A 13,491-nucleotide genomic window follows, 5' to 3' on the forward strand; every position below is an offset into this window, starting at 1 on the left:
CTTATCCTTTTGCATCCAGCCAGTTTTTTCCCGTGTGGGCCTCGGCGGTCAGCGGCACGGCCAGGTGGGCCACCGCCTCCATCTCCTCTTTCACCAGCCGCTCCACCGTCTCCGATTCCTGAGCTGGGCACTCCACAATCAGCTCATCGTGGACCTGGAGCACCAGCCTGGAGCGGAGCTTTTCCCGCTTCAGGCGGCGCCAAACGGCCACCATGGCCAGCTTCATGATATCCGCAGCGGTTCCCTGGATGGGCATGTTCAGCGCCACGCGTTCCCCAAAGGAGCGCATGTTGTAATTGGAGGATTTCAGCTCCGGCAGAGCGCGGCGGCGGTGGTAGAGCGTTTCCACCACCCCTTTTTCCCGGGCCCTCTCCACGATTTCCTCCATATACCGCTTCACTCCGGAGTAGGTGGCAAAGTACTGCTCCATATACTCCTTCGCCTCCCACTGGGCCACGCCGATGTCCTGGGCCAGGGAGAAGGGGGAGATGCCGTAGACGATGCCGAAGTTCACCGCCTTTGCCCGGCGGCGCATCTCATGGCTCACCTCCTCCGGTGCCACCCCAAACACCTGGGACGCCGTGGCGGTGTGGATGTCGGCATGGTGGAGGAAGGCGTTCTGCATGGCTTTGTCGCCGGCAATGTGGGCCAGCAGCCGCAGCTCAATCTGGGAGTAGTCCGCGTCCACCAGGACGTTCCCCTCATCGGGAATGAACATCCGGCGGATCTCGCTGCCCAAATCCGTGCGGGTGGGAATGTTCTGGAGGTTCGGCTCCGTGGAGGAGAGCCGGCCGGTGGCAGTGACGGTCATCTGGAAATTGGTGTGAATCCGGCCGTCCGGGCCGATGACCTTCAAGAGCCCGTCGGCATAGGTGGACTTCAGCTTGGCATACTGGCGGTAGTCCAGAACCGCCTCCACAATGGGGTGGTGGAAGCGCAGCTTCTCCAATACGTCCGCGTTTGTGGAGTAGCCGGTCTTGGTCTTTTTCGCCGGCGGAAGCCCCAGCCGCTCAAAGAGCACCTCCCCCAACTGCTTGGGGGAATTGATGTTGAACGCCATGCCCGCCATCTGGTAGATGGCTGCCTCCAGCTCCTGTATCCGCTGGTCCATGGCCTCGCCAAAGCGCTTGAGCTCGCCTCCGTCCACCCGGAAGCCGGTCTGCTCCATTTCCGCCAGCACCGGGCAGAGGGGCAGCTCCGCCGTCTCGAAGAGCTCCCAAAGCTCCTCCTGCTCCAACTGGGGCCGCAGCGTGGCATACAGCGCGGCGACGGCGGCGGTATACCGTGCAAAAGAGGCCTTTGCCTGCTGTGTGTCTCCCAGGAGGGAAAAGGCGTCCCGCTCCAGATACAGCGCCTTGGGGAGCTCCTCATTATAATAGGTCATCACCAGCCGGCCCAGGTCATAGCTGCCGGCGGTGGCGTCCAGGAGATAGGCGGCCAGCGCCGTGTCAAAGACGAAGCCCTCCGTGTCCAACCCGTTTTCCAAAAGGAGGCGCATCAGGTCCTTCACATTGTGGGAGACCTTCTTCACCTCAGCGGAGAAGAGTTCCCGAAGCAGGGCGTTCCAATCGCCTGCAAAGCTGCCGAAGAAGAACTCGCTGACCTGTTCATCGCAGCACACCGCCACGGCGGAGAGGTCCGGCAGCGCCAGCACCGCCACGTACTCCGCCCGGCGCCACAGCTCCAACAGCTCTTCGGCCCGGACGGAGTCCGCGACAGCCTCAAAGGCCACGTCACCCTGCCGCTTCTCCTGGGCGGCGGCCCCTTCCGGCCGCAGGCCCCATTTTTCGATCAGCTTGGAAAACTCCAGTTGAAGGAAGAGGTCATACAGCTCCGGCTTGGGCGGGCGGCAGAGATTCTCCTCCGGGGAAAACTCCAGCGGCGCGTCGGTGACAATGGTGGCTAAGAACCTGGACTGCTCCGCGTCCGCTTTCCCCTCGGTCAGCTTCTTCACCACGCCCGGCTTGGCCGGCGTCTCCGGGGCCGTGAAAATCTCCGGCAGATGGTCGTAGAGCGCATCGATGGAGCCATACACCTGAACGAGGCCCATGGCAGTCTTCTCCCCGATGCCCCGGACTCCGGGGATGTTGTCGGACGTGTCGCCCATCAGCGCCTTCAGGTCGATCATGTGGATGGGCGCAAAGCCATATTGCTCTTGGAACGCCTCCGCGGTCATATCCTTTGTGGTAGTCTGGCCCATGCGGGTGGAGACCAGCTTCACCTTGGTGTGCTCTGTAATCAGCTGGAGCGAATCCTTGTCCCCGGTGACCACCACGCAGTCCCAGCCCTGGTGTTCGCACCGGCGGGAGATGGTGCCTAAAAGGTCGTCGGCCTCATATCCCTCCAGCTCATAGCGGGGGATGTTCATGTCGTCCAGCACCTCTTTGAGCACGGGCATCTGCATGGCCAGCTCCTCCGGCATTCCCTTGCGGGTGGCCTTGTAGCTCTCCGCCGCCTTGTGACGGAAGGTGGGGGCATGCAGGTCAAAAGTGACGCACAGCGCGTCGGGGTGCTCCTCCTCCGTGAGACGCTGGAGCGTGGTCAGAAAGCCATACACCGCGTGGGTGTAAAGCCCGTCCCTGGTGGATAGGGGCCGGATGCCGTAATAGGCCCGGTTGATGATGCTGTTGCCGTCTAAAACCATGAGCTTCATGGGATTTCCTCCCGCCTACACAATAATAAAATAGTATACCCCAAAAATAGGTAAAAAAGCAAGAGCGGCCAAAGGCCGCTCTTTATCGAAACGCGCTGACCGCGCCGCAGGTGATGGCAGTGACCACCGCCCCGGCGAGGAGCACGCCAAGGAAGATGGCCGGCAGGGCCGAGCGGAGCCGGATTCCCAGCACCCCGGCCACCAGCGCCCCGGTCCAGGCCCCTGTGCCCGGCAGGGGGATGGCCACCAGAATGCACAGTCCAATCACCCGGTACTTGCGCACCACCCGTCCCTTGATGTGGGCCTTGCGCTCCAGCCATTGGATCTTCGGTCCCCAGTACCTGCCTGTGCGCAGCCAGTCGAACACCCGCCGCACCAGCAAAATGATGAAGGGCACCGGCAGCATATTGCCAATCACTGCCGCCCAAAAGGCCTCCCCCGCGCCCAGTCCGCAGGCGATTCCATAGGGGATGCCGCCCCGCAGTTCGATCACGGGGACCAGGGAGATGAACGCGGTGGAGAGCAGTTTTCCAAACTGGGTTCCCAAAAATTCCGTCACGACGCCTTCCTCCCCACCTTACGCTCCAGAAAGAGGAACAGCTTTCTGCCCAACACGCCCAAAACGGTGCCCAGCACCAGCCCCGCCAACACGTCGGTGGGGTAGTGGACATAGAGGTACAGCCGGGAAAAGGCAATCAGCACCGACAGCACCGCCGCCGGAATCCACAGGGGTTCCCCGCTTGCATACAGCGCCGCCGTGGAGGCAAAGGAGGCCGCCGTGTGGCCGGAGGGGAAGGACCAGTCCGTGGGACGGCCCACGATCAGCTCCACCAGCGGGTTCGCGTCAAAGGGCCTGACCCGGGCCACCAGTGGCTTGAGCAGCAAATTGCAGCACACCACATCCAGCGCCAGGGCGCAGGCCATGGTGAGGCCGGTGCGGCGGTACCGGGGGATGCAGAGGAGGACAAGGGTCAGAAGGATCCAGATTATCCCCGAGTCCCCCAAAGTCGTGATGATGGGCATCACCGCGTCCAAAAAGCCGCAGCGGGCGGTCTGGATCCAGTCCAATATGGAAAGTTCAATGGCAGTCATGTACATGATCCTAACTCTTAGGCGATTTGCGTCCGCACAGGAGGAAATGCGCCGGCGCGGCCGCTTTGGTGCAAAAAGGCAGCGAAATTGCGCGCCGCAGGCACATGTCAGCTTACCTGCCGCGGCAATGGAATTGAAATTCACTTGGACAGGCGGCTGTCAGATGTATAGCGCAGCAAATGCAGCAGCCGCTCTCCCGGGGGTATTATAACCCGGTCCCCTTTAAATTACAATGAACATTCCATAAACTTTACCAGTTGGCGTCGAAAAGCGGCCTGTTTCCCAGGCCGCTCTTTCACGCTTTATTGCAGTACGCTGCGATGGCCCGGCTCATCCGCTGGGCCGTGCCCGGTCCAAAGCGGTCCAGATTTTCCTGGAACCGCATGTCCTCCACATACATCCGTCCCAACTCCAAAAGAAGCTCCGGGGTGCACTCATAGTAGTTGTCGCTGATGAACTGCCTCCACTGCTCCGCCAGTTCCTGCCCCTCCCGGGACTCCGGGTCCTTCAGGGCGGCAAAGCGGGCAAAGAGTTCCTCCATCCGGCGCTGGAGCTCCTGCTCCTGGTCCGGGGTGCGGCGCTTTTCTACGCTCTGGGCATAGGCCTCCGTATGCCCCCAGCGCTCTTTTGCCTCCGCGGCGTAACGCTCCTTCTCCGCCTGATACGCACTGTCGTCAAAGGCGCTCAAATTCATGGTATCCTCTCCTTTCAGATTCCGCTCCAGCAGTGCGATCAGCCCCATCAGCCGTTCACACTTGAGTGTGAGCAGACTGCGCTGCCGCTCCATGGCCTGGGTGCGGTCGTAATTCGGTGTATCCAGCATGCGCCGGATTTCCTCCAGCGAAAAGTCCAGTTCCCGGTAAAACAAAATCTCCCGCAGACGAAGCAGGCTGGACTCATCGTAGCTGCGGTAGCCCGACGGGCTGGAATCCGCCGGCTTTAAAAGGCCGATCTGGTCATAATAGCGCAGCGTGCGTACGCTCACGCCGCACCGCTCCGCGGCCTGTCCGATGGAATAGCGCATCTTTCCTCACCTCGCATTCAGCTTACGCCTTGACGCAGCGTCAGAGTCAAGTCTTTTTTTCAGTGTACCACTTTTTTGGTCAAAGAAACAGTGCACAAACGGCTTCCGCCGTGGTAAAATAGCCGGGAACGGCTGTTTTTTGGAATCCATTGAGATGCCGCGGCGGCACCGCGCGCCCATCCATCACAGCCTGAACCGACAGTTTTTTCATTGTGCGGCAAACTGGCCGCACATGCAGAGGGGAGGCTTTTTATGGACGGCACGATGCTGCTTCGCTGCCGCAGGGAGGAGCGGGGTGTCACCATACTGCGGCTTCTCTCCTCCGCCCCCTCCGTGGTGCTGCCGGAAGAGCTCTGGGGCCTGCCGGTGACAGCCATCGCGGGACACGCCTTTGCCCCCGGCGGCGACACGGGAGAGGGAGAGCTGGTGGCATTCGGCCCCCAGGGGGAAACGGACAACCGGCGCATCAGGAGCGTCACGCTGCCGCAAAGCGTCTGCTCCGTGGGGGACTACGCCTTTTATAACTGCACATCCCTTCGCTCCCTCACCCTCTCCGGGGACACGGAGCGCTGGGGCGGATGCGCCCTGATGAACTGCACGGAGCTGCGCTCCCTCCACATCCATCTCTCCGGGGAGACCTCCTCCGCCATGGCCTACTTTGCCGACGAACTGCCCTGGGAGTTAGACATGACCCTCTCCTACCCCGACGGCGGGACGGCGCGGCTGATCTTTCCGGGCTACCGGGAGTCCTATGAGGAGAACTCCCCGGCCCACCACTTCGACTACTTCATTCACGGGGCCGGTTACCCCTACCACCACTGCTTCCAGGACAAGCACTTCTCCTTTTTCCGCTATGACAGCCTCTGGCAGCCCTTTCTCCAGATGGATCACGAGCCGGACTGCGCGCTGCGGCTGGCTTGCTGCCGGCTGCGCCACCCAAGGGAGCTGTCGAAGGAGGCGGGGGCGGAGTACCTCCGCTATCTCCGCGCCCACAGCGGCGAGGCGATGGGCTGGTTCATCGATCAGCGGGACGCGGACGGCCTCTCCTGGGCGCTGCCCCTGCTCCAGCCGGACCGGGATGCCCTCTCGGCAGCCTGCGCCCTGGCTCGTGAAACAGGCGCCACGGAAGCCCTGGCCCTGCTGCTTGAGGAGCGTCACCGCCGCTTCGCAGCGGGCAGCAGTGCGGCATTCGACCTATAGGAAAGGAGGACTCCGCTTGGAAAAAGACCTGACGGCAATCGGCCGGGAGATTTTGGAAACCGCCCGCAACGAGCTCTACGTCAACCTGCCCTATCTGGACGCGGCGCTCTGCTCCCTTACCTTTACGCCCGGGAATGAAACCCAGTTTGTGGCCACCGACGGGCAGAAGCTGGTCTACAGCGGCGCCTATCTCAGTGACCGCTTCCTCCGGTCCCGGACGCTGGTCAACCGGATTTACCTCCATGTCATCCTGCACTGCATGCTCCGCCACCCCTGGCGCCGCCAGGGCAGGGACAGCGCGCTGTGGGATCTAAGCTGCGACATCGCGGTGGAGAGCATCCTGGACTCCCTGGACTATCCCTGTCTGAGAGGCTCAGGCGCCCTCCCCCTGCGCCAGAGCCTTTACGGCCAGCTGCGCCGCAACATGGCGGTCCTCACCGCGGAGGGAATCTACCTCTCCCTCTCCCGGCGGACGCTCAGCGAATACGACCAGGGCCGGCTCTCCCGGGAGTTCTTTGCCGACGACCACACCCTCTGGGACCCACCCCAGGGAGATGAAGAGCGCAAAAAGCAGAGCCAGCGCTGGGAGGACATCTCCCAGCGGACCCAAACCGGGATGGAGACCGTGCTGGCCGGGACCGCCCAAGGCGGCGAGGCTGTCTACGAGCAGGTAAAGGTGGCCAACCGGGAGAGCCCGGACTACCGTTCCTTCCTTCGCCGCTTTGCCGCCATCCGGGAGACAGCCGCCGTGGACGGCGACGCCTTTGAGTACGGGTTTTACAGCTATGGCCTCCGTCTGTACGGCAATATGCCCCTGATCGAGCCGCCGGAGACCCGGGAGGACAGGCGCATCGAGGACTTCGTCATCGCCATCGACACGTCCATGTCCACCTCCGGCGCCCTGGTCCGTCAATTTCTCTCCACCACCTATTCCATATTGAAGAGCACGGAGACCTTCACCCGGAAGATGAACCTGCGGATTTTACAGTGCGACGATCAGCTCCGCTCCGACCGGGAGCTCCACACGCTCGAGGAACTGCGGGAGTATATGGAGGACTTCGAGCTGGCGGGCGGCAGCGCCACGGATTTCCGCCCCGTCTTCGAACATGTGGCCCGCCTCCAGGAGCAGGGGGCCCTCCGCCGCCTGCGGGGCCTTTTGTATTTTACCGACGGCATGGGCATCTATCCCAAAAAGCGGCCGCCCTATGACACGGCGTTCATCCTGATGGAGGAGTCCGCCATTGACGTGCCTGTTCCGCCCTGGGCCATCCGCATGGTGCTGACCGCTCCGGACTTGGAGCGCGCCGCCCGGGAGGAAGGCGTCTGGGAGGAGGACAGCCTTCCCCCGGAAGACCTTCCCATCTTGTAACCAAAACGGAGGACATTATGAACATCAAAGAGGCAAAGCAGGAGATCGCCAACACGCTGCGGGCCTATCTGACCCGGGACGAGTTAGGCGGTTATCTCATCCCCACCATCCGCCAGCGGCCCATTTTGCTGATGGGCCCTCCGGGGATCGGAAAAACCCAGATCATGGAGCAGATTGCCGCCGAGACCGGGGTGGGGCTGGTTTCCTACACCATCACCCACCACACCCGCCAAAGCGCCATGGGCCTGCCCTTCATCCGCCAGCGCACTTACGGCGGCCTGGAGCGCTCAGTCACCGAGTACACCATGAGCGAAATCCTGGCCTCGGTCCATGAACTGATGGAGCGGACCGGCATCCGGGAGGGCATACTCTTTCTGGACGAGATCAACTGCGTCTCTGAAACCCTGGCCCCCATGATGCTCCAGTTCCTCCAGTGCAAGACCTTCGGCAACCAGCTTCTGCCGGAGGGCTGGATGATCGTGGCGGCGGGCAATCCGCCGGAGTACAACAAGTCTGTCCGGGACTTTGACGTGGTGACGCTGGACCGGGTCAAGCGCATCGACGTCACCGAGGACTTCGGCGTGTGGAAGGAGTACGCCTACCGCCGCGGCCTCCACGGAGCCGTCATCTCCTATCTGGACATCAAAAAGGAAAACTTCTACCAGGTGGAGACATCGGTGGACGGCCTTCAGTTCGCCACCGCAAGAGGCTGGGAGGACCTGAGCGAGCTGATGCAGGTCTATGAGCGCCTTGGAATCCCCGTCACCCGGGAGGTCATCGGCCAGTATATCCAGCTTCCCCGGATCGCAAGGGATTTTGCCGGCTATCTGGCCCTTTACTACAAGTACCAGCGCACCTATCACGTGGAGGAGATCCTCCGGGGCACGTATCCGGCCGCCACCGCCTCCGAGCTGCGCTCCGCGCCCTTTGACGAGCGCCTGTCCGTAATGGGGCTGATGATGTCCCGGCTATCGGAGGCCGCCCGCAAGGTGCGGATGCAGGATCAGCTCACCCAATCGCTCCATGGCGACCTGCTGCAATTCCGGGAGCGGATCGGCGCCGAGGCGCCGGACGCCGTCCTCCAGGATTTGACGCATCGGCTCCAGGCGGAGGCCAAACGCAGAAAAGACGCCGGGCAGGAGAGCCGGGAGCTCCGCGCGTTGACGGCACGCCGGATCCAGGCCCTGGACTCCTGCCGCCACGCGCTGGCCGAAAGAAGTGGCAGCCCCATGGACGCGGTCCGCCCTCTCCTTCAAACGGAGGTGGACGAACGGAAGGCCCTGGCGGAGGAGGCCTCCGGCCTCTTTGACCACGCCTTCTCCTTCCTGGAGGCCGTCTTCGGCCCCAGCCAGGAGCTGGTGATCTTTGTGACGGAGATCACCGCCGGCTACGATACTTCCTGGTTCGTGGAGGCCTTTGGCTGTGACGCCTATTTCCGCCACAACAAGGAGCTGATGTTCGACTCCGCCCGCAGCCGCATCCGCTCGGAGATCGAGGCCGCCCGGTCCGCAGAGCAGGCGCCGTAAGCAGCGTGGGGCTCCTGATCAGCCATATCGCCATTTATGTAGAGACGCCGTTTCGGCGTCTCTTCCCTTTTTCAGGCCGTGTGATTTCTTCACGTGGTGCAGCTCATTCGGACATTGGACCCCCGGTGTCTGATTCACGGACACTGCCAGCCGTTTGTCGGTTGTTTTTCCCTCCGCCCGCCGCTAAAATCAACAGCGTTGATAAAACTTCTATGGAAGGAGCATGTCCGATGAATACACAATACAAGCCCCGCCGGATCCTGGCGGCCGCCACTGCCGCCGCCATGGCCTTCGCCATCGTGCCCGCGGCCGCGGCGGAGCCCATCAGCGACGGAGTCACCCCCACCTATGATGAAGCCTACTACGCCACGGTGGACTACTACGGGAACCTCACCGAGGGCAGCATGGTGAAAAGCTACATCACAAACGGCGTTTCCACCCTGACTGACTACGGCCAGTACGACGAGGTCAAAAATCTGACCAACGATGTGGAGGCGGTGAGCCGGGACGGCAAAACCACCTTCGACTTTGGCTCCAGCGTCCCCAGCCACTTCTACTTTGAGGGCAAAACCACAGCGCCCTTCCAGCAGCTGCCCTGGACGCTCACCATCAGCTACCGGCTCAACGGCGTTCCCACCCGGGCCGAAGAGCTCTATGGCAAGACCGGGGAGGTGGAGATCAACGTGGACGCCATCCCCAATGGGTCGGCCAGCGAATACGCCCGCAACAACTACACCCTGGAGGCCATGGCCCTCTTCAATCAGGACGACATTCTCTCCCTGGAGGCGCCCGGGGCCCAGGTACAGTTGATTGGCAACCTGCGGGCTGTGCTGTTTCTGGCTCTGCCCGGCGAGGAGCAGCACTTCACCATCCGGGTGGGCGCGGAGGACTTCTCCTTTGACGGCATGACCTTTTTGATGGTGCCCGCCACCCTTTCCCAACTCTCCCAGATCGCGGATTTAAGCGACAAGGCCGACGACCTCGAGGACTCCTACAACAAGCTCAACACCAGCCTGGATACCCTGTTAGGTGCGCTGGACGGCATGAGCGGCAGCCTCTACGCCACCGCCGAGGGACTGGATGAGCTCAATTCCGCAAGGGACGTCATCTCCTCCGGCAAGGGCCAGGTCTACGACGACTTGGACGGTGTGATCGCAAGCTTGGGAGACCTGGAGACCTCCCTCACACCGGCCTCCGGCCACATCACCTATGCCAAGGACACGCTGACCAAGGCAAAGGGCAGCCTGTCCGATCTGGATAAAACCATGCTGGAGGTCCAGGGGGATCTGAAGGATATCAAATCCCTGCTCAGCGACCTGAAGGGCGACTTCAGCGACGGCCAGAATCTGGCCGACGACCTAAAGACCGACCTGAACCGCCTGGACCGCAGCATCTCCAAGCTGAAGACCTCCCTCAACAGCGTGGGCTCCATGGCCGATACCGCAATTGGCCAGCAGGTGGTGGAGCTGCCCACCGCCGAGGGCACCGTGAAGGTGACGGTGGCGGAGCTTCAGGAGACGCTGGGCAGCGCCGCACAGCTCTATCAGGCCTACCTCCAGGCCCAGGCCAATCCGGACGCCCCGTTCACAGGGGAATTCAGCGAATTCATCACCTACTACCTGGCCCAGAAAGCCATGGCGGAAGCCGCCGCGGCCGGTCAGGAGATCACCCTGGAGCAGGCCATTGCCGCCGTCTCCGGCCAGAGCGCACAGCTCTACCAGCTCTGGACCATGCGGGATGAATTTGAGCAGGAGATGGCCTCCGCCGGGACACTGAAGTCCGGCCTCTCCCAGATCGCCTCTGACACATCCGATCTGCTGGATAAGCTTCAGGGCTTCCGCTCCTCCTATGCCGACGACCTGTTGGAGGCCGTTTTGAAGCACGGTGAGAGCGCCGCCGGCCTTGGCGCCACGCTGGCCGACCGGGCCGGGGCGCTGATCAGCGAGGCGGACGACCTCTACAAGGTCCTGGACGAAGCCGAGCCTGAGGCCCAGGAGGCCCTCAGCGACGCCGCCGCCCTGCTGGATGCCATGACAAACAGCCTCAGCGCCATGAAGGCCTTTGCCGAAGACGCCCAGGCCCTTTTGAAAGAGAGCGGCTCGTTGTTGGACGAGGGCACCCGGAAGACCCTGGAGGGCCTGGCGGCCACGCTGCGCAAAGCGGCGGGCAGTGTCTCCTCCACCCGGGACATCCGCTCCGCCAAGGACAGCATCAGCGACATCATCGAGGACACCTGGAATGAATACCGGGGCGAGACCAGCAACCTCCTTCTGATGGATGCCGATGCGGAGGCGGTCTCCATGACCTCGGAGCAAAACCCGTCTCCCTCCAGCATCCAGGTGCTGATCCGCTCCCAGGAGATCAAGGAGGCGGAACAGGAGGAGACCGAGCAGGAGGAAAATACCGCGGATAAGGGTACCTTCTGGAGCCGTCTGGGCCAAATGCTCAGCGACTTCTGGGTGGGCCTGACCCGGATTTTCCGCTGAGCCAGTGAAAGGTGAGGTGCATTCCCTTGATAGAAAAGATCGCCCATACCCTGACCCGCAAGCCCAGATTGGTGGCGCTGATCGCGGTGGCTCTGCTGATCCCCTCTGTCCTTGGCGCCGTGGCCACCCGCATCAACTACGACATTTTAACCTACCTGCCCGAGGATTTGGAGTCCACCCAGGGCGAGGCCCTGCTGGAGGACCCCTTCCACGACGCGGCCATCAGCATGCTGATCGTGGAGGATATGCCCTCCGGCTACACCGACCGCCTGATCCAGGACATCCAGAAGGTCCCCGGCGTCAGCAATGCCATCTGGGTGTCCAACCTGGTGGGCATCCAGATTCCCACCGACATGATCCCCGCCGACATTCGGAACATGTTCTACTCCGGGGACTCCACCATGATGATCATCCAGTATGAAAAGCCCGGCGCCTCCGAGGAGACCATGTCCGCCATCGACCAGGTCCGGTCCGTTTGCAACGAGCACTGCTTCCTGGCCGGGTTCTCCGTGGTCATCAAGGACACCAAGGACTTGGTGGACGAGGAGCTGCCCCTCTATGTGCTGTTAGCGGTGGTGCTGGCCTTTGCGGCCATGTCGCTGACCATGGACTCCTGGATTCTGCCCCTGGTGTTCCTGGCCGACATCGGCATCGCCATTCTCTACAACTTCGGCACCAACCTCTTCCTGGGGGAGATCTCCTACATCACCAAGGCCATTGCCGCCGTGCTTCAGTTGGGCGTGACCATGGACTACTCCATCTTCCTCTACCGCCGGTACGAGGAGGAGCGCAGCAACTATGACGACAACCGGGACGCCATGGCCCAGGCCATCGAGGCGGCCTTCACCTCCCTCTCCGGCAGCAGCCTCACCACGATTGCCGGCTTTCTGGCCCTGTGCTTCATGCAGCTGACCCTGGGCCGCGATATCGGCATTGTCATGGCAAAGGGCGTGGTGCTGGGCGTGGCCTCCGTGATTTTGGTGCTGCCCGCCCTGCTGCTGATCTTTGATGGGCCCATCAACCGCTTCCGCCACAGGGCCTTCCTCCCCCGCTTTGAAAAAGTCAACAGCCATATTGTCCGCCGCAGCAAGCGGTATGTAGCGCTGTTCCTGCTGCTGTTCCTCCCCTTTGTCTACGCCCAGAACCACGCCGGCGTCTACTACAAGTTAGATGAGGCCCTGCCCCAGGACATGGCCTCCATCGTGGCCAACAACAAGCTGAAAAACGACTACAACATGGCCTCCACCCATTTTGTGGTGCTGCGCAGCGACCTCTCCGCCACGGAGATGAATGCCCTCGAATCCCAGGTCAAGGACCTGGCCGGCATCGACGCGGTGGTTTCCTGCTCCAGCCTGCTCGGCACCGGCATCCCCGATTTCTTCATTCCTGAGTCAGTGACCGGCATGCTCAAGCAGGGTGGCTATCAACTGATGATGATCAACTCCCGCTACGCAACCGCGTCCGATCAGGTCTCCGAGCAGCTCCGGCAGCTGGGCGAGGTGGTCAAGCGCTATGACCCGGAGGCCAAGATCACCGGCGAGGCGGCCCTGACCGCCGACCTGATCTCCACCTCCAGCGTGGACTTCAAGGTCACCAACTACATCTCCATCGCCGCCATCTTCCTCATCATCGCCGTGCTGTTCGGCTCCCTCTCCGTGCCGCTGGTGCTGGTGGCCACCATTGAGCTGGCCATTTTCATCAACCAGGGCATCCCCTATTTCACCGGCTCCGTCATCCCCTTTGTCTCCCCCACCATCATCGGATGCGTGCAGTTGGGCGCCACGGTGGACTACGCCATTTTGATGACCACCCGGTTCCGGGAGGAGCTGAACCGCGGACTGGACCGCAAGGAAGCCATCGCTGTGGCCGCCACCGCCTCTGATTCCTCCATCATCACCAGCTCCCTGGTCCTGTTCTGCGCCACCCTTGGCGTGGGGATGATCTCCAAAATTGAGATCATTAGCTCCATCTGCATCATGTTGGCCCGGGGCGCGCTGATCTCCGCCGTGGTCAGCATCTTCATCCTCCCCTCCGTGCTGTGCGTCTGTGAGCCGCTGATCGCAAAGACCAGCCTGAAGTGGAGGCCCCGGACCAAAGCGGAAAACCCGGAGCTCACCTCTGTCAAATAGTTCCATGCAAAA

General features: G+C 62.1%; 9 protein-coding genes. 5 read left to right on the plus strand and 4 right to left on the minus strand.

All coding sequences use genetic code 11. The features are described from left to right. Position 1 precedes the first annotated feature (1 nt). The 4 genes from polA to H8790_RS08105 all read right to left on the minus strand — a co-directional run bounded on the left by polA (position 2) and on the right by H8790_RS08105 (position 4,769). Complete coding sequence (polA, locus tag H8790_RS08090; RefSeq protein WP_187332040.1) at positions 2–2,653, minus strand: DNA polymerase I; 2,652 nt, start codon at positions 2,651–2,653, stop codon at positions 2–4. An 82-nt stretch (positions 2,654–2,735) separates the two neighbouring features. Further along, entirely contained in the window at positions 2,736–3,212 is a 477-nt protein-coding gene (locus tag H8790_RS08095; protein ID WP_243208459.1) for a COG2426 family protein, read from the minus strand. Beyond that, positions 3,209–3,745, minus strand: coding sequence for a phosphatase PAP2 family protein (locus tag H8790_RS08100; RefSeq protein ID WP_187332041.1), 537 nt, complete (start codon positions 3,743–3,745; stop codon positions 3,209–3,211). Before H8790_RS08100 ends, H8790_RS08095 begins: the two co-directional genes overlap by 4 nt. 295 nt (positions 3,746–4,040) lie before the next feature. Continuing rightward, a complete protein-coding gene (locus H8790_RS08105) occupies positions 4,041–4,769 on the minus strand; it encodes a MerR family transcriptional regulator (protein WP_187332042.1) in 729 nt (242 codons plus the stop codon). A 252-nt stretch (positions 4,770–5,021) separates the two neighbouring features. On the opposite strand from H8790_RS08105, the gene H8790_RS13905 reads away from it, so the two are divergent. The 5 genes from H8790_RS13905 (at position 5,022) to H8790_RS08125 (ending at position 13,479) form a co-directional block, all read left to right on the plus strand. Further along, positions 5,022–5,969 carry a leucine-rich repeat protein gene (locus H8790_RS13905; RefSeq protein ID WP_243208460.1) on the plus strand — a complete coding sequence of 316 codons (948 nt, stop codon included), beginning with the start codon at positions 5,022–5,024 and terminating at the stop codon, positions 5,967–5,969. A gap of 16 nt (positions 5,970–5,985) precedes the next feature. Then, positions 5,986–7,338 (plus strand): vWA domain-containing protein, encoded by a 1,353-nt coding sequence (locus H8790_RS08110; protein ID WP_243208461.1) that lies wholly within the window; start codon positions 5,986–5,988, stop codon positions 7,336–7,338. 17 nt (positions 7,339–7,355) lie between these two features. Next, positions 7,356–8,864 (plus strand): ATP-binding protein, encoded by a 1,509-nt coding sequence (locus H8790_RS08115; RefSeq protein ID WP_187332044.1) that lies wholly within the window; start codon positions 7,356–7,358, stop codon positions 8,862–8,864. Between the two features lie 230 nt (positions 8,865–9,094). After that, a complete protein-coding gene (locus H8790_RS08120) occupies positions 9,095–11,350 on the plus strand; it encodes a YhgE/Pip domain-containing protein (protein WP_187332045.1) in 2,256 nt (751 codons plus the stop codon). Between the two features lie 26 nt (positions 11,351–11,376). Then, complete coding sequence (locus H8790_RS08125; RefSeq protein ID WP_187332046.1) at positions 11,377–13,479, plus strand: efflux RND transporter permease subunit; 2,103 nt, start codon at positions 11,377–11,379, stop codon at positions 13,477–13,479. The last annotated feature ends 12 nt before the right edge of the window (positions 13,480–13,491 follow it).

The sequence above is a fragment of the Oscillibacter hominis genome (genome assembly GCF_014334055.1).
In the GTDB taxonomy this organism is placed as follows: domain Bacteria; phylum Bacillota; class Clostridia; order Oscillospirales; family Oscillospiraceae; genus Oscillibacter; species Oscillibacter hominis.